The following is a 16,401-nucleotide window of genomic DNA, read 5'->3' on the forward strand; positions in this document are numbered from 1 at the left end:
CAGCCTAGTGGTCTTGGTGTGTGATTTTTCGGCTGCTGACCCGGCTGCGAAAAACACCTTCAACCGGTGGTTTGGACTCCTCAGTGGAGGACCGCGAGCAGCACGCCGACAGCCACGAAGAGCACACCGAAGACACGGTTCAACACGCGCTGGCCGTGATCGTCGCGGGTGAATCGCGCGAATGAATGCGCTGTTCCGGCGAAGAAGAACCACATCACCAGAATGTCGATCGCAACGACGGTGGCCGCGACGATCAGATACTGGGTCGGCATCGGCCTGTCCACCCGGATGAACTGAGGCAGGAACGCGAGGAAGAACACGATCGCTTTGGGGTTGAGCATGTTCACCCACAGCCCGCGTCGGAACATCGACCAGCGGGGCTCATCGCTCAGGGCCCGGGTGCGCTCGCCATCGAGTTCCGGCTTGGCCAGAAACTGACGGATGCCCAGGTAGACGAGGTAGGCGGCACCCGCGTAGCGAATGACGTTGAAGGCGATCGGAGAACCGGCCACGAGCAGACCGACACCGAGTGCCACGATCACGATGTGGATGAGAAGCGCGGCCTGCTGGCCGAGGATTCCCCAGATGGAGCGGCGAAAGCCCGCGTTGAGAGCGTTGCTCATGGTGTTGATCGCCCCCGCACCGGGCGTGAAGCTGATCAGAGTGCCCGCGCCGACAAGGGCCACCCACAGGGAGAACTGCACCGGGACATCCTCGTTTCATGCTGATTGCGGCTTGCCAGCCGGCGACGGGGTCAGGCCGTTACGCGGTGGGACCGATTCTGCTTGCGAAGGCGCGAGATCCCGGACAGGGCCGCGACAATGATCAGGCCGAGAATGAGCCCGAAAACGAGCGACATCGCGGTGTCGGTGACCCAGGCAATGATGGGTCCGGCAGGTTCGACCGCCTGCGTCACGGCGTGCAGAACGTCGTAGGGAACGCTCCAGATCGTGTCGTTCAGGTTCACGATCACCAGGTGGCCTCCTACCCACAACATGGCGACCGTGCCGATGACGCTGATCACTCGGAACACGGCCGGCATCGATCGCACAATGCGCGCGCCGGTGCGTCTGACCCGTCGTACCGGGTGCTTCATCAGCGTCAGCCCGATGTCGTCGATCTTGACCAGCAGGGCGACCGCACCGTAGACGAGCGCCGTCATCCCCAGGCCGATCACGACCAAGGCGCCGAGCGTCATCCAGATGCCAAAATCGGGATCGAGACCCGCCAGTGCGATGAGCATGATCTCTGTGCTGAGGATGAGGTCGGTGCGAATAGCACCGAAGACGAGCTTTCGCTCATCTCGCATCTCAGTGTTGTCAGTGCCGTGATGAACTCCGAACCACTCGGTGACTTTCTCCGCACCCTCGAAACACAGATAGGTACCGCCGATGATCAGCAGCCACGGCAACACCCACGGCGCAAAGGCGGAGAGGAGTAGTGCGAGCGGGATGATGATGACGAATTTGTTGAACAGGCTACCGAGAGCGATCCGCCACACGATGGGAAGCTCGCGCGCCGGTGACAGTCCCTGAACGTACTGAGGCGTGACGGCCGCATCGTCGATCACGACGCCTGCGGTCTTCGCGCTAGCTTTGAGAGCGGCGGTGAGTATGTCATCGACAACGGCGAGCAGGCCGACGGACATCTGGTTCTCCTCGGATTCAGGGGCGTCGTCCTGGTGCAAGGCGACGGCAATGGGGTCAACATTACCGCGCGGCAGGGTGGGCACAGGCGCCTCCCAGACGGTGGAAAGAAGATTGATCCTGGTTTCGCCATCACGTCGCGAACGATATATCGTTGACTATCGTCGAGCCGGATGGCTTCGGCGCTGAGGAGGACATCATGAGTGGTTCATTTATGGGTGACGGGTTCAGGGCACGCCGGGGCGGTGCTGGTGAGGGCTGGCCCAGCGGAATGTGGGATGCCATGGAGCAGCTGCGCGGACAGTTCGACCGCAAGGCCGGTCCGAGAATGGCACGCGGGAACGTGCGTGCGGCGGTGCTTGCGCTGCTCGCCGAGAAGCCGATGCACGGCTACCAGATCATTCATGAGATCGAGGAACGCAGCAATGGCGCCTGGAAGCCGAGCCCCGGCTCGGTGTATCCCACGCTTCAGCTGCTTGCGGACGAGGGCCTCATCAACGCCGAGGAGTCCAACGGTCGCAAGACCTACTCGCTCACGGACGAAGGCCGCGGGGTAGCGGATGCCATGGCCGACCAGCCGGCCCCGTGGGAGGCCCAGAGCGCTCGGGACACCGGGCGGGCGGCCGCGCTGCCCAAGGCCGGCATCGACCTGGCTCAGGCCGCCGCGCAGGTCGCGCGATCCGGCAACCCGGAGCAGGTGAAGCAGGCTGTCGCCATCCTGGATGAGGCGCGTCGCAAGCTGTACGCCATCCTCGCCCAGGACTGACCGAGTGCCCTCAGCACGTCGGCATCACGGAGATCAGATGACCGACGTCGCGGACTTGCGTGCCCGCTACCGCCGGATTTTGCGGTTCGCCGCCCTGTATTTGGCGCAGACGTGGTGTTACGAGGTCCTTCTCCCGCGGGTCGGGCTCGCGCGGGTCGCGGCACGAAGCAGATCGGCGCGACTGCAGCACATCGCGCAGCGCTTCCACGTGCTCGCGGTCGACCTGGGTGGCCTCATGATCAAGGTCGGCCAGTTCATGTCGTCGCGCCTCGACGTGCTGCCGCCGGAGATCACGAAAGAGCTCGAAGGTCTGCAAGACGAGGTTCCGCCGGTGCCCTTTCCGGCGATCCAGGCCGTCGCTGAAGCCGAGCTGGGTGTGACGCTCGAGCGTGCGTTCTCTTACATCGATCCCTCGCCGCTGGCCGCAGCATCCCTCGGTCAGGTGCACCGCGCTCGGCTGTCGGAACTCGATGCCGCCGAGACCGGTCTGCTCGACGTCGTCGTCAAGATTCAGCGGCCGGGCATCAGCGAGATCGTCGAGGTCGACCTCGGCGCTCTCCGACGTGTTGCCCGCTGGCTCAGCCACGTGCGTCTCGTTTCGGATCGCGTCGACATGCCCGCCCTGGTCGAGGAGTTCGCGTTCACGAGTCTTGAGGAGATCGACTACCTGCACGAGGCGGCAAGCGCCGAACGGTTCGAGCGGAACTTCGCAGACGACCCCCGGGTCAGCGTTCCCGAATTGGTGTGGGAGCGCACCACGCGGCGCGTGCTGACCCTCCAAGACGTGACCGCGATCAAGATCAACGACGTCGACGGGCTGAGGGCAGCCGGAATCGACCCGTCAGAAGTTGCCGAGGACTTCGCGGCGGTCATGTTCGACCAGCTCTTCGTCAATGGCTACTTCCACGCCGACCCGCACCCCGGAAACATCTTCGTCACGCCGCTCGCCGCCGGTGTACCCGGAGCGGACCACGGCCGGGCCTGGAAGTTCACCTTCATCGACTTCGGGATGATGGGCGACGTGCCCGATGTCCTGCGTCGGGGCCTGGTGAATCTGCTCATCGCCGCCGCGTCACGGGACGGAAAGGGGATGGTGGACGGCATCCGCGAAGTGGGTGTGCTCCTGCCGTCCGCTGATACCGCCGAACTCGAGCGCGCGATGACGAAGCTGTTCGCCCGTTTCGGCGGGATGGGTTTCGCCGAGTTGCAGGATGTCGACCCGCGCGAGTTCCGCGCCTTCGCCATCGAGTTCGGTGATGTGGTGCGCTCGCTGCCGTTTCAGCTTCCGGAGAACTTTCTGCTCATCGTGCGCGCGATGTCGCTGACCTCGGGAATGTGCAGTTCGCTCGACCCCGCCTTCAATATCTGGAATTCCGTCGAGCCATATTCCGCCCAATTGATCCGCGCCGAGGGCGGGAACGTGGTGCAGGCGACCGCGAAGCAAGTGGCGTCGGTTGCGGCCATCATCGCGCGGCTTCCCCAGCGGCTCGACAGCCTCACGACGCGATTCGACGACGGTACCGTCTCGGTGCAGACTCCCCGGATCGAGCGTCGCTTGGTCATCATCGAGCGAACCGCACGTCAGATCGTCTCGGCAATCCTCTTCGCCGCTCTGCTGATCGGCGGCATTCTGCTTCGTGCCGAAGATGTCGTGCTCGGAACGGTGCTCGTAGCCGTGTCCGCGCTCCCGCTGTTGCACGCCCTCTTCGCCGGGCTATCGGCGCGGCGCGGACCGCTGCTCTAGTCCCGACTGCGTGGAACGCCATTTCGGTTACTGAAATGCCTATGTCTGGTCAGAACGAAAAGCGGGATGCGGGGTTGCCGTCGGCCTCGAGGTCACGACGCGCGCCCGGTCGCTCACTTCACCGCGGCGGCGTCAGAAGTGCCCCGCGAGGCGAAAGCCGGCCGATGGTGCCCTGGCCGAATTTGCTCTCGACCTGGCACTGGACCTGACCTTCGGAAAGCCACAGACCGATCGGCTAGCCCCGGGGAAGGAAGATCGAACCGGCAAGTGTGATCACCGTTCTGCGTGGGATGAACGTGACGAGCGATGCGGTGATTCTGTTGCGCGCACCGACAATCACGGACGGCACCGATTTTCTGGCGCTGATGGCAGCCAGGGTCGCGTCGACGACATTCGAGGCCGGCACTCGCTTGCCGGGTGACTGCGAACCGGCGATGTCGAAAAACTCAGTGTCGGTGGACCCCGGACTCACCGCGAAAACCCGCACTCCGGTGTTGTGGGTCTCGCCCCAGACGGCCTCGGTGAACGACAGGACGAACGCCTTCGTGGCTGCGTAGACCGCCATTCCGGGCACGGGCTGGTACGCCGAGGTGCTGGCGATGTTCACGATAATGCCCGAGTCTCGGGCCACCATGCCCGGCAGGAAGGCAGCCGTCAGGTCGACCAGCGTGCTGACGTTCAGAGCGATTTCCGCGTGAAGGCGGGCTCGGTCTTCGTCGACCAGGCGCGCATTGGTTCCAAAGCCGGCGTTGTTCACGAGAACATCAACGGTGATCTGCTGGTCGAGGAGTTGGTGCTCGACCGCGGCGGCCGCACCGGGCTCGCTCAGGTCCTGCGAAATGACGTGGACGTCGATCCCGTTCTGCTTGCGCAATTCGGATGCGAGAGCCTCCAATTTCTCGGTTCGGCGGGCCACCAGAATGAGGCTCGTCCCCGTCGCGGCGAAGGCTCGGGCGAAGTGATTGCCGATGCCCGAGCTGGCGCCGGTGACGAGGGCGGTCTTGCCCGCGAGATCGAAATTCATTCAGCTGCTTCCTGACGTAAACGGTGTTCACACCCTAGAGGAGCATCCAGTCGGCCAGTCAGGCGCACACCGGTCCGTAATATCTCGCTGCGGCAATAGGGGAGTGGCCGTGCGAGAATGCTCAGCAACCCTCACCGAAGGCTCACAGCCTGCGTCCCCATCCAGTTCGGCATCCGCGCCTCCCATTGCGCCCGTGCCGGTGGCGGTGAATCAGTGTGTTCTCGACTCGAAGAGGTTTTGATGTGTTGGACTTTCTAGGGGATCAGTATGAGCAGATCCTATTCAGCAGTTGGCAGCATTTCAGCCTTGTCGTTCAGTGCCTGATCCTGGCGACAGTCATTGCCGTCGTGCTGGCTTCGCTCGTCTACCGCAGTTCCGCGCTCACCGGGATCGCCAACTCGGTGTCGGCCATCGGCCTGACCATCCCGTCGTTTGCCTTCATCGGACTGCTCATCGCGCCGCTCGGCTTCGGTGTCCTTCCGGCCGTCGTCGTGGTGGCGTTCTTCGCCACGCTGCCCATTTTGCGGAACGCGGTCGTGGGCCTGTCGGGTATCGCTCCATCGATCGCGGAATCCGCCCGCGGCATCGGCATGAGCCGGTTTCGCACGCTCCTGCAGGTGGAACTGCCGATCGCCTGGCCGATCATCCTCACGGGCGTTCGGGTATCCGCTCAGATGGTCATGGGTGTCGCCGCGATCGCCGCATACTCCCTTGGCCCGGGCCTGGGTGGATTCATCTTCTCCGGCCTATCCCGACTCGGCGGCGCCAACTCCCTCGAGTCAGTGCTGACGGGCGTCATCGGCGTTGTCGTGCTCGCCCTTATTCTTGATCTCCTTCTCGTCGGCCTCGGCCGCCTGACCACACCTCGAGGTATCCGTGTCTGAGTACATTGCATCCAACCCTGCTGAATCCAGCAGCACCGAAGAATCCGTCACCCCCACCGGCATCACCGGTGCAAGCATCCTGTTGGACCACGTCACCAAGCGGTTCCCCGGCCAGGCGCGCCCCGCCGTCGACGGTCTCACCATGGAGATCCCGGCCGGCAAGATCGTGATGCTCGTCGGTCCCTCGGGCTGCGGCAAGACCACGACACTCAAGATGATCAACCGGCTCATCGAACCGACCGAGGGGCGCATCGTCGTCGATGGCGACGACGTCACCGACATGAACGGCGACACCCTGCGCCGAGGCATCGGCTATGTCATTCAGGCCGGAGGACTTTTCCCGCACATGACAGTCGCCACCAATATCGGCATCGTGCCGAAGATGCTCGGCTGGGACAAGGCCCGCATCGCGGCCCGCGTCGACGAGCTTCTCGAGCTTGTTTCCCTCGACCCGGCGCTTTACCGCGACCGATACCCCAAGGAGCTCTCCGGCGGCCAGCAGCAACGCGTCGGCGTGGCGCGCGCCCTCGCGGCCGACCCGCCCGTGCTTCTGATGGACGAGCCCTTCGGCGCCGTCGACCCGATCACCCGACTGCGCCTGCAGGACGAACTGATCAACATCCAGGAAGAATTGCAGAAGACCATCGTCTGCGTGACCCACGACTTCGACGAGGCCGTCAAGCTCGGCGACTGGATCGCCATCTTCAACGAGGGTGCCCAGCTCGTGCAGTACGACACTCCGGAACGCATCCTCGGCGACCCGGCCAACGAGTTCGTCGAAAACTTCATCGGGTCCGGCGCCGGCCTCAAACAGCTCACCCTGACCCGGGTGGCGGAGGTCAGCCTCAGCGACGCCGTCGTGGGCAAACCCGGTGAACGGGCAGCGGATGTGCTGGCCCGCGTCGTCGAGACCGGCCACGGCCACGCGGTCATCGTTGATGAGCGTCGCCGACCCATCCAGTGGCTCTCCGCGCGCCAGCTCGGCCGCCTCGAGGTCATCAGCGACGTTCCCGACCCGAAACTTCCGCTCGTCGGCAAGCGGGCCACGCTCAATGACGCGCTCGACACGATGCTCGTCTCGAGCGCCGGAGCCGCGCTCGTCACGGGCCGCCGCGACATGTTCAAGGGCGTCATCGACGTTCAAACCGTGATGGACGCCATCACCCGGTCACAGTCCGCTGCCGTGCTTGAGTCAGACCAGGCCCCCGTCGGGCTGAACACCGGCCTGTTCCAGGCGCAGGTGTCTGCCGCCGAGGCAGACCTGATCGAGACCGATCCCAGCGGCGCTGACGCGCGGTCCGTTCAGTGAGTACCCGCACCCCGCATACAGAGGCGGGCCTTGCCGGCGGCGATTCCGCCGTTGAAACGCCGGGCGACCCGACTGCGACCGGCGTACCGGTCAGCCGTGCGCGCACGGTGTGGCGATCGTGGCGGGGACTGGTCTACCAGCTGGCCGGCATCCTGCTCGCGTTCCTGGCGCTCGTGATCTGGCTGCTGACGGCCAACCTGTCGCCGATCGTGCTCACCACCCTCGCTCCCGGCGCGCTCTGGGTCTACACGGTGGAGCACATCCAGCTCACCCTGCTCGCCGCGGTGATCGTGTTGGTCATCGCGATTCCCTTGGGAATCGCCCTGACCCGCAGACCCTTGCGGTTTCTGACCGCTCCGGTGCTCGCCATCGCCAACTTCGGTCAGGCGGCCCCCGCGATCGGCGTCGTCGTGCTGCTCGCGTTCTGGGTCGGCTTCGGCTTCTGGGCCGCGACGCTGAGTCTCGTGCTCTACGCCGCGCTTCCGGTGCTGCGCAACACCATGGTGGGCCTGCAGCAGGTCGACGCCCGCCTCATCGAGGCCGGACGAGGCATGGGCATGAGCTCCGCCGCCGTATTGTTTCGGGTGGAGCTCCCGCTCGCCGTTCCGGTCATGCTGTCGGGCGTGCGCACCGCTCTCGTTCTGCTGGTGGGCACCGCGGCCCTGGCCACGTTCGTCAACGGCGGCGGACTCGGCATCCTGATCACTACGGGCGTCAATCTCAGCCTCACCCCCGTGCTCGTCACCGGAGCGCTGCTCGTGGCTCTGCTCGCCCTGCTCATCGACTGGGTCGGCCGCGTTGTGGAACACATCGCCCGCCCGAAGGGACTCTAGATGTATCGCTCGTCTTCTCGCACCCGCCTCACGTCCCTCGGCCGCTGGGGGGTGGTAGCCGGTCTCCTCACCCTGTCCGCAGTCGCTCTGACCGGTTGCGGCCTGAAGCCGGCAACCTCGTACGTTCCCGCGGTCGGACCTGGGTCGATCACCCCGCTCGAGGGCGCCGAGGGCGTCGACCTCACGGTCACGTCCAAGAACTTCACGGAGCAGCTACTGCTCGGCAAGATCGCGGTGCTCGCCGGGACCGCCGCGGGATTCGACGTCACAGACCTCAGCAATCTGCCCGGCAGCCAGCCGACCCGCGAGCTGATTCTTTCTGGTCAGGCCGACATGCTCTGGGAATACACCGGAACCGCCTGGCTGACCTACCTCGGTCAGGATGAGTCGATCGCCGACCAAGACAAAATGTGGCAAGCCGTGTATGACATCGACATCCAGAACGGCATCACCTGGGGCGCACCGGCCCCGATGAATAACACCTATGCCCTGGCTGTGCGCAGTGAGGCGGTCGCCGAGCTCGGCGGCATCACGACCATGTCCGAACTCGCCGCGTTGCCGGTGGAGGATCGCACTTTCTGCGTCGAATCCGAATTCAACTCCCGGCCGGACGGCATGAACCCCATGCTCGCCCACTACGGACTCGAACGTGGCGCCGCTGACGGGGTGCCCAATGGCAACATCGGAATCTACGACACCGGTGCGATCTACAGCGCGACCGACGACGGCGCCTGCAACTTCGGCGAGGTTTTCACGACCGACGGTCGACTCGACGCGCTCGACCTCACAGTTCTGATCGACGATCTCGCGTTTTTCCCTGCGTACAACGTCGCGCCGGTCTTCTTCACCCAGTCGATCGAGGCCACCCCCGGCCTGGAAGAGATCTTCGCCCGGATTTCGCCCAAGCTCACCGACGAGGTTCTGCGCGGCATGAACCGTCAGGTTGACGTCGACGGGAAGGAACCCGCTGATGTGGCCTATGCCTGGATGATCGACGAGGGGTTCATCACCGACCCGACCGACTGAGTCACGGAGAGTCCAGCTGACTGCACCGCGTGGACGGTGTCGGCGGTCAGCTGCGAGGACGCGACGTGACATCCGGCTTCCTCAAGCATCAGAGCGTCTGGCCGGGCTCCGTTCCCACTCTGCCTGTCTAGGCTGTACCCATGGCCACAGTCATCCTCGTGCGGCACGGCCGCACCACCGCAAATGCCACCGGAATGCTGGCCGGCCGCGCTGCCGGCGTTCGACTCGACCAGATCGGGCAGGACCAGGCCGCCCTCACGGCCAAGCGCCTGGCCGTGGTGCCGCTGGTCGGCGTGGTGTCGAGTCCTCTGGAGCGCTGCCGGCAGACATCTCAGTTCATCCTGGATCAGCAGGCCGGCTCGCTTGTGACGCCGGTGGAGGAGGACATCACCGAGTGCGATTACGGTGAGTGGCAGGGCCAAGCCCTCGGCGATCTCGCCAAGGAGAAGCTCTGGTCGTCAGTGCAGTCTCAGCCGTCGGCCGTCACCTTTCCCGGCGGAGAGTCGATGGCGACCATGCAGGCCCGGTCGGTCGCGGCCATCCGTCGTCACGATGCGGCGTTCGAGGCCGAGCACGGTCCGGGCGCGGTGTGGGTGGCGGTCAGCCACGGCGACATCATCAAGTCCGTTCTGGCCGATGCGCTCGGCATGCACCTCGACCTCTTTCAGCGCATCAACGTGGGTCCGGCATCCGTTTCGATCGTGCGCTTCGGCACCAGCCGGCCGAGCGTGCACGCCATCAACACGGATGCCGGCGACCTCGCCTGGCTCGGCGCCAGCGCCCCTCTGGCCGACGCGCCGGTGGGTGGCGGGGCTGGTCAGGCGCCGCACACGACGGTCGCCTAAAATACCCACATGCCCACAATCGTCCATGAGTTTGCCTGGCCGGATCGTGTCGTCATCGGTACCGTCGGTCCGCCTGGTTCTCGCACGTTCTACCTGCAGGTGCGCACCGGAGCTCAGATTGTGAGCATCGCCCTGGAGAAACAACAATCCGCGCTGCTCGCCGAGAAAATCGATGAGATGCTCGACCAGCTGATGAGCCATGAGGGCAACCCGTTCAGCATCCCAAGCACTACCCCCGTCGAACTCGTCGACAACGAGCCGCTGGATCAGCCCGTCGCGGAGGAATTCCGCACCGGCGGGATGAGCCTGGGCTGGGACCCCTCGACCGTGCAGGTTGTGCTTGAGGCCTATCCGCTCGTGGAAGTCGATCCGGCCAGTGACGACGTGCCCGACGAGGATCTGCTCGACGCGATCATGCAGGAGCCGGCGGAGATGCTCCTGGTACGGATGCCCGTCGGTACCGCCCGGGCCTTCGCCAAGCGCACGCGCGAGGTGGTGGGGGCCGGCCGCCCCCTCTGCCCGCTCTGCGGCAACCCCATCGACGCCGACGGACACACCTGCACCCTCCCCGGCAGCCCCTGATGCACGATGCCGCCCTCGACGGTGAGCTCGACGGTGAGCTCGAGCTCACGGGACGCATCACGACGGCCTCGAACGCGACCTTCCTCGGCACTATCGGCGGATTCACGGTGGTCTACAAGCCCATCGCCGGCGAGAATCCGTTGTGGGACTTTCCCGACGGCAACCTCGCCAACCGCGAGGCCGCGGCCTACCTGGTCTCGCAGGCCTTCGGCTGGAACGTCGTGCCTCGGACCTGGCTGCGGGGTGGCCCGATGGGCCGGGGGATGGTGCAGCTGTGGCAGCATACCGATCCCGATCAGGATGCCGTCGACCTCGTCCCGTGGGAAGCCGCGCCGACCCCGGGCTGGCGTCGCGTCTTCGACGGCCGGGACGAGCACAATCGTGCGGTGACCCTCATCCATGAGGACTCGGCCGCGATGCGACGCATGGCCGTGTTCGACATAATCGTGAACAACGCCGATCGCAAGGGCGACCACATCCTGGCGATGCCGGACGGGCACCGTCACGGCATCGACCACGGCCTCACCTTTCACGTCGACCATAAGTTGCGCACCGTGCTCTGGGGCTGGCTGGGCGACGAGCTCATCGCCGACGAGCTGGACGGGATCGACCGGGTCAGTGCGCAGCTGACCGGCGAGCTCGGCGACATCCTCACCGGGTTGCTCACCGACGCCGAGATCGCCGCACTGGCTGCACGCTGCGACCGGTTGCGCTCTGAAGGGCGGTTCCCGGCGCCGCGCGGCGACATGCCCGCGGTGCCCTGGCCGCTGTTCTGACCTAGATCAGGTTCCGTTTCTCGATCTGTTCGAAGGTGCCGGTCGCGTCCGTGAGCCCGCCCCACAGCGTCACCTGTCCACTGGCCAGGGACTCCTGAACGTCGATGATCCGCTGGTTGCTGCTGCCCCGGAACTGCAGTTTGAGGTCGCGTTTGGCCAGTTCGAACCGACCGTCGACCAGAACGTCGATCGTGCCGAGAAGGGCCAGCTTGTCCGCACTCTCCCGCAACAGTTCTTCGAACGTGTAGCCGGTCCAGCACCACACATCCTTCGACGTGCCGAACTCCCGGCGCACGCGGTCGAGGAGGGCCAGGCACACCCCTGTGTTGAGGAACGGCTCCCCGCCGAGGAGGGTGAGGCCCTGTACGTACTCCTGGCCGAGATCGGCCAGGATCCGATCCTCAAGTTCCTGGGTGTACGGCTGCCCGTAGCGAAAACTCCAGGTGGCCTCGTTGAAACAGCCCTCACAGGCGAACAGGCAACCGGACAGGTACAGGCTGCACCGCACCCCCTCGCCGTCGACGAAGACGAAGGGCTTGTAGTCGCCGACGTACCGCTGGCTCAGTTTCTCCGACAGCCACTCGCCGGGCCGGGGGTTACGCATCCACGGCGACGGATGCCGCGGCATCCGCCCCACGGATGCCGGTGGCGCCCGGCATGTGCTTGACCCGGGAGGTGATCTCGGTGTGCCGGCCGTGCACCATCGGGCGGGCCTGCGGGTTGCCGAGGTAGCCACAGGTGCGCTTGACGACATCGCAGGTCATCGGGTCGGCGTTGTGGCACTCGGGGCACTCGAACCCACGCGGGGTGGCGTCGAAGTCGCCCGAGAAGCCACAGGCGTAGCACCGGTCGATCGGAGTGTTGGTGCCCAGATAGCCGACGCGATCGTAGGAGTAGTCCCACACCGCCTCGAGTGCCTTGGGGTTCTGCTGCAGGATCGGGTATTCGCAGTAGTGGATGAACCCGCCGGAGGAGTACGCCGGGTAGACCTTCTCGAAGTCCAGCTTCTCGAACGGCGTCGGGCTCTTGCGCACGTCGTAGTGGAAGCTGTTGGTGTAGTAGTCCTTGTCGGTGAGGTTTGCCACGGCGCCGAACTTCGCGGTGTCGAGTCGGCAGAACCGGTCGGTCAGGCTCTCGCTAGGCGTCGAGTACACGCTGAAGTGGTAGCCGTACTCGGTGCTCCACTCCTGGGTGCGCCCATGGAGCGTGCGCAGGATCTCGACGGTGAAGTCCTTCGCCTCGGGATTGGACTCCCAGTCACCGCCGTAAAAGGCCGCGGCCACCTCGTAGAGGCCGATGTAGCCGAGGGAAACGGTGGCGCGCTTGTTCTTGAAGAGGGTGTCGACGGGCTGACCGGCATTCAGGTGTTGGCCGAAGGCGCCGTAGATGTAGAGGATCGGGGCGTTCTCCGGGGTCGCTTCCTTGCACCGGTCGATTCTGAAGAGCAGGGCGTCGCGCGCCGTGCTCACCCGTTCGGCAAGGATGCTCCAGAACTTGTCCTTGTCACCGGCGGCCTCGAGGGCGATCCGGGGCAAGTTGAGCGTCACGACTCCGAGATTCATCCGACCCTCGGAGACGTCGTTGCCCTGCTCGTCGGTCCAGCCCTGCAGGAACGAGCGGCAGCCCATCGGCACCTTGAAGCTGCCGGTGAGTTCGACGATCTTGTCGAAGTTGAGGATGTCGGGGTACATGCGTTTGGTGGAACATTCCAGCGCAAGCTGCTTGATGTCGTAATTCGGGTCGTTCGGTGCAAGGTTGAGGCCGCGCTTGATGGTGAAGATGAGTTTCGGGAAAATTGCCGTGCGCTTCTCACTGCCGAGCCCCTCGATCCGGATCTGTAGGATCGCCTTCTGGATTTCTCGCTCGAACCAGCTGGTGCCGAGGCCGAAGCCCAGGGAGGTGAAGGGGGTCTGCCCGTTCGAGGTGAACAGGGTGTTGATCTCGTATTCGAGACTCTGCATCGCGTCGTAGATGTCCTTGAGGGTCTTCTCCTCGGCATAGGACCGGTGCTGCGACTTATCCGCGATCCACTTGCCTGCGTCGACCAGGTGCTTTTCGAGGTTCTTCTCGGCGTAGGGGGCGAGAACTTCGTCGATGCGGTTCCCCGAGCATCCGCCGTACTGGCTCGACGACACGTTGGCGATGATCTGCGAGATCTGGGCCGTCGCCGTCTGGATCGACCGGGGCGGGTTGACGTCGGCGTTGCCGATTCGGAAGCCCTGGCTCAGCATCGTCGTGAAGTCGATCAGGCAGCAGTTCGTCATCGGCGCGTAGGGGTGGTAGTCGAGGTCGTGGAAGTGCAGGTCGCCCTTCTGGTGGGCGTTGGCGACGTGCGGGGGCAGCATCTTCAGGCCGATGGCCTTGCCCACCGCGCCGGCGGTCAGGTCGCGCTGGGTGTTGAAGACGTCGCTGTCCTTGTTGGCGTTCTCGTTGACGACCGACTCGTCTTTGCTGATCAGTTTTATGATCGAGTGGTTGATGTCGGTGGCCTTGCTGCGGGCGAAGTCCCGCTGGATGCGGTAGTTGATGTAGGCCTCGGCGGCGTCGTACTCCTTGCTGTCCAGCAGGGCGTGTTCCACGATGTTCTGCACCTCGTAGATCTTGATGTCGACCGCGAAGCGCGAGGCGATCTCGCGGTCGACGCGAGCGACCAGGTCACGGATGGTGCGGTGCGTGAGCGGGGTCAACTCGCCGTTCACCTCGGTGAAGCTCTTGGCCAGTGCCGCGTAGATGCGGGCGTTGTCGAAGGCGAGCAGGCGGCCGTCCCGTTTGGCCACCATGAGCGCGCTCAGAGCATGCTCGGTCGTGAGGTTTCCTGCGCCGGGATTTTCCATTTTCAGCACGCGCTGCCATCTCCTTGGGTCGGTACCCACGGCAATCGGGCGGGACGCTGAGTCGGGCGAAAGAACCACATCTAGTGGTTGGGGTGCGATTCACATACTACCTGTAGGGTTTCGCAGTCATGTGCTTCGGCTCGCCGCCGGTGTCTCCGAGTTGGTGGGGTGGTTGCCGGGCGGCGTACGATCGGTGAATGCCACCGCCCTCCCCGTTGCCACAGCGCCACGGGCTTGACGCTGCCTGGGTATGCACGCCGGATGGGGGCCGGGCCGGGCCGCATCCGTGGCCGACCATGGGTGCGTGGTTGCTCGAGCGACTCGCCGAGTTTGTCGATGTCGCCGGGTTTCTGGCCGGGGAACGCTTCGCCTATGAGTCGGGCGCGCTGGTCGTGGGCAGCGACCCCTACGGCCCGCGTACCTTTGTTTGGTTTCATCGCGATCTCGCCGATGAGACAGTCGTGCCCGGGACCATCCACGTGGTGCATCGGGATGCCCGACTCGTCGTGATCGACAAGCCGGCCTTTCTCTCGACCATTCCGCGCGGCCGACACGTTGTACAGAGTGTGGTGGTGCGCTTGCGCGCCGAGTTGGGACTTCCCGAGCTCTCGCCGTTGCATCGCCTGGATCGGGTGACATCGGGCCTCGTGGTTCTGGCGACGGAGCGGCGCTGGCGTGGGGAGTATCAATCGATGTTCCAACGCGGCGAGGTCGAAAAGACCTACCGGGCGCTGGCCCCGCTGCGGCCGGATCTGGATTTGCCCGTCACCGTGCGCAACCACCTCACGAGCAGGCGCGGCCACTGGCAAGCCGAGGTGACCGACGACCCGGCCAATGCCGAGTCGCTGATCGAGCTGGAGACCGTTCTGCAGCACACGGGCGTCTATCGGCTGACGCCGCGCACCGGAAAGACCCATCAGCTGCGAATGCACATGCTGGGCCTAGGGATCCCCATCATCGATGACCCGGTGTACCCGGTCGTTCAGGATGTCGCGCTCGACGATTTCACCCGCCCGCTGCAGCTCCTGGCGAGCGAGGTGACCTTCACCGATCCGATCGACGGAGAGTTGCGCCGCTTCGAGAGCTTCCGGGCGCTTCCGCTGCAGGCTGAGGTTGCTGTTGCTGTTGCTGGGGGTGGCGGGGCTGCTGGGGGTGCTGGTGCCGCTGCTGTGGTTGCTGCTGCCGCCGGGGGTACTGTCGGCTCAGCCTGAAGGCGCCCCAACCTCCCGACCCATCGCGAAGCATCCGCTGCCGGCCCCCGGCCGAACGAATTCGACGGAGATTTCGCTCAGAACCGGCCCAGAACATCCGTTTGGGCTCGAAATCGGTAAAATTTTGGCTCCCCTGCTGTATCCGTGGGTGTTTCGGAGCGCCTTAACGGCCGCACGCCGCTTCCTGTCTAGGTTTCTGACTGTCAAAGGAAAGAAACTTTATAGGCGGGAAAACGGCGTGCGGTCTCTAACTTTATGGCGGACTTTGCTCGGTGTCGACAAGACAGTGGTCGAGGACGTTGATCTCGACCTCGTAGCGGGCGTTTTTGTTGCGTCGGTTCGGCTGACCAGGTCGATGCGGCACCGGTGCGGGAGCTGCCAGAAGCGCTGTCCGCGCTACGACGAGGGTGCGGGGCGGCGCCGGTGGCGGGGATTGGATTTCGGCTCGACCCGGGTCTTTCTGGAGGCGGATGCCCCGCGGGTGTCGTGCCGGGAGCACGGTGTGATCGTGGCTGCGGTGCCATGGGCCAGGCACCAGGCCGGCCACACCCGCCACTTCGATTCATATGTCGCGTGGCTGGCCACTCAAACCTCGAAAACCGCGGCAACTCAGTTGATGCGGATCGCGTGGCGGACGGTCGGGGCGATCATCACCCGGGTGTGGGCTGACACGGAAGAGCTCCATGATCCCTTCGCCGGGCTCACCCGGATCGGGATCGATGAGGTCTCCTTCAAGCGCGGCCGGAAGTTCTTGACTGTGGTCGTGGACCACGATTCGGGTCGTCTGGTCTGGGCTGCTCCGGGCCAGGACAAGGCCACCCTGGGCACGTTCTTCGATGCGCTCGGCGCGGAACGATCAGCCCTGATCACGCATGTTTCCGCGGATGGGGCCGCGTGGATCGCGTCGGTCGTCGCAGCACG

Annotated in this window: 16 protein-coding genes; 11 read left to right on the top strand and 5 right to left on the bottom strand. The window is 64.9% G+C overall.

Annotated features, from left to right (window positions below):
• Positions 1–80: 80 nt before the first annotated feature.
• Both E3N94_RS08535 and E3N94_RS08540 read right to left on the bottom strand, forming a co-directional pair.
• The gene (locus E3N94_RS08535) at positions 81–704 is read right to left on the bottom strand and encodes a LysE family transporter (protein WP_104101588.1); all 624 of its coding nucleotides are present in this window, start codon (positions 702–704) and stop codon (positions 81–83) included.
• Between the two features lie 50 nt (positions 705–754).
• Positions 755–1,648: a DUF808 domain-containing protein gene (locus E3N94_RS08540; RefSeq protein ID WP_104101726.1), complete on the bottom strand. Its 894-nt coding sequence runs from the start codon at positions 1,646–1,648 to the stop codon at positions 755–757.
• A gap of 197 nt (positions 1,649–1,845) precedes the next feature.
• On the opposite strand from E3N94_RS08540, the gene E3N94_RS08545 reads away from it, so the two are divergent.
• Together E3N94_RS08545 and E3N94_RS08550 are read left to right on the top strand one after the other, a co-directional pair.
• On the top strand, positions 1,846–2,412 hold the full coding sequence (locus tag E3N94_RS08545) for a PadR family transcriptional regulator (RefSeq protein WP_104101585.1): 567 nt from the start codon (positions 1,846–1,848) through the stop codon (positions 2,410–2,412).
• Between the two features lie 37 nt (positions 2,413–2,449).
• The gene (locus E3N94_RS08550) at positions 2,450–4,156 is read left to right on the top strand and encodes an AarF/UbiB family protein (protein WP_134416638.1); all 1,707 of its coding nucleotides are present in this window, start codon (positions 2,450–2,452) and stop codon (positions 4,154–4,156) included.
• 235 nt (positions 4,157–4,391) lie between these two features.
• Here E3N94_RS08550 and E3N94_RS08555 read toward each other — a convergent pair whose 3' ends face one another.
• The gene (locus E3N94_RS08555) at positions 4,392–5,180 is read right to left on the bottom strand and encodes an SDR family oxidoreductase (protein WP_134570084.1); all 789 of its coding nucleotides are present in this window, start codon (positions 5,178–5,180) and stop codon (positions 4,392–4,394) included.
• Positions 5,181–5,422: 242 nt separating this feature from the next.
• Here E3N94_RS08555 and E3N94_RS08560 point away from each other — a divergent pair, with 242 nt between their 5' ends.
• The 7 genes from E3N94_RS08560 to E3N94_RS08590 all read left to right on the top strand — a co-directional run bounded on the left by E3N94_RS08560 (position 5,423) and on the right by E3N94_RS08590 (position 11,435).
• Complete coding sequence (locus E3N94_RS08560) at positions 5,423–6,064, top strand: ABC transporter permease (RefSeq protein WP_134570085.1); 642 nt, start codon at positions 5,423–5,425, stop codon at positions 6,062–6,064.
• 61 nt (positions 6,065–6,125) lie between these two features.
• Entirely contained in the window at positions 6,126–7,373 is a 1,248-nt protein-coding gene (locus tag E3N94_RS08565; RefSeq protein WP_104101723.1) for an ATP-binding cassette domain-containing protein, read from the top strand.
• 164 nt (positions 7,374–7,537) lie between these two features.
• The gene (locus E3N94_RS08570) at positions 7,538–8,206 is read left to right on the top strand and encodes an ABC transporter permease (RefSeq protein ID WP_233191449.1); all 669 of its coding nucleotides are present in this window, start codon (positions 7,538–7,540) and stop codon (positions 8,204–8,206) included.
• Positions 8,207–9,232 carry a glycine betaine ABC transporter substrate-binding protein gene (locus tag E3N94_RS08575; RefSeq protein ID WP_134341960.1) on the top strand — a complete coding sequence of 342 codons (1,026 nt, stop codon included), beginning with the start codon at positions 8,207–8,209 and terminating at the stop codon, positions 9,230–9,232. It abuts the gene before it with no gap.
• A gap of 140 nt (positions 9,233–9,372) precedes the next feature.
• On the top strand, positions 9,373–10,077 hold the full coding sequence (locus E3N94_RS08580; RefSeq protein WP_104101572.1) for a histidine phosphatase family protein: 705 nt from the start codon (positions 9,373–9,375) through the stop codon (positions 10,075–10,077).
• Positions 10,078–10,086: 9 nt separating this feature from the next.
• Positions 10,087–10,659 carry a DUF3090 domain-containing protein gene (locus E3N94_RS08585; protein ID WP_104101569.1) on the top strand — a complete coding sequence of 191 codons (573 nt, stop codon included), beginning with the start codon at positions 10,087–10,089 and terminating at the stop codon, positions 10,657–10,659.
• Entirely contained in the window at positions 10,659–11,435 is a 777-nt protein-coding gene (locus E3N94_RS08590; protein ID WP_104101567.1) for an SCO1664 family protein, read from the top strand. The genes E3N94_RS08585 and E3N94_RS08590 overlap by 1 nt, the downstream gene beginning before the upstream one ends.
• A gap of 1 nt (position 11,436) precedes the next feature.
• On the opposite strand, the gene nrdG is transcribed toward E3N94_RS08590, so the two are convergent.
• Positions 11,437–12,039 (bottom strand): anaerobic ribonucleoside-triphosphate reductase activating protein, encoded by a 603-nt coding sequence (nrdG, locus tag E3N94_RS08595; protein WP_134401141.1) that lies wholly within the window; start codon positions 12,037–12,039, stop codon positions 11,437–11,439.
• Positions 12,032–14,269 (bottom strand): anaerobic ribonucleoside-triphosphate reductase, encoded by a 2,238-nt coding sequence (gene nrdD / locus E3N94_RS08600; RefSeq protein ID WP_134570087.1) that lies wholly within the window; start codon positions 14,267–14,269, stop codon positions 12,032–12,034. The genes nrdG and nrdD overlap by 8 nt, the downstream gene beginning before the upstream one ends.
• A 308-nt stretch (positions 14,270–14,577) precedes the next feature.
• Here nrdD and E3N94_RS08605 point away from each other — a divergent pair, with 308 nt between their 5' ends.
• Both E3N94_RS08605 and E3N94_RS08610 read left to right on the top strand, forming a co-directional pair.
• A complete protein-coding gene (locus tag E3N94_RS08605; protein ID WP_241987089.1) occupies positions 14,578–15,480 on the top strand; it encodes a pseudouridine synthase in 903 nt (300 codons plus the stop codon).
• Positions 15,481–15,718: 238 nt separating this feature from the next.
• Positions 15,719–16,401, top strand: a 683-nt coding sequence (locus E3N94_RS08610; RefSeq protein WP_134570088.1) for a transposase, incomplete at its 3' end; no start/stop codon positions are given.

Source organism: Cryobacterium sp. Sr3, assembly GCF_004402835.1.
GTDB classification, from domain to species: Bacteria; Actinomycetota; Actinomycetes; order Actinomycetales; family Microbacteriaceae; genus Cryobacterium; species Cryobacterium sandaracinum.